1 pseudogene is annotated in these 690 nt (G+C 48.8%); it reads right to left on the bottom strand.

Annotated features, from left to right (window positions below):
* A pseudogene (locus AAX04_RS12265) lies at window positions 1-690 on the bottom strand (ABC transporter substrate-binding protein); the annotation flags it as partial.

The raw sequence follows: 690 nt of genomic DNA, 5'->3' as shown, positions 1-690 counted from the left end.
TTGTTGATGTTGTTACTGGCGTGTACGTTGTGTGGAAGTATGAGGCCACACAAGCCTGCAACTCAGGATCCGGCGTTGGCAAACCAATGAAAGCTGCGAATTGAGGCGTCTTAGTCCAAAGACTACCATTAATGATTGCTTGAGCTAATGGTGGTATCTGACCTGGAGGCGCAAAGGCACCCATGAATAGCCAGGTGTTAAATCCTGGATAGAAGCCATCCCAACCCCAACCCATAGCCCAATCGTGAAGTACCGCGTAGGCTGCTCTAGTGTACTTCGGGTTAGTGACATTTAGACACTGGTAGGCCCACATTGGGTCAACCTTATCGCTTGGGAACGCATACGCTATCTGAGCCTCAAATTGCTCAACACCCGGCACCCAGTATTCGAACCATGCGAAATAAGCCTTAACCAAGTCATAGTATGTGCTTGAACCCGGCATGGCTGCACTTATGGCACTCTCCCAATTCGAGAAGTTGAAGTAACCGAAGGTTGAGTTAACACACCAGACTATGGTATTGTTTGGTATGGGTAGGTTCGTGACCAATGGCTTACAGTACCAACCAGTAATCTGACCACTCTGAACAATCGGGTAAGCGAATGGGGTTGTACGACCTGGTATGCACCATGCTGATGGGTAAAGTGCAGGTGCCGTACCGTAGGCGTAGTCGTAGTATATCCATGACTCAT

This window comes from Caldivirga sp. MU80 (assembly GCF_001663375.1).
Classification (GTDB): Archaea; Thermoproteota; Thermoprotei; order Thermoproteales; family Thermocladiaceae; genus Caldivirga.
The sequence above is the reverse complement of the archived record's forward strand: the minus strand, read 5'-3'. Positions and strand labels throughout refer to the sequence as shown.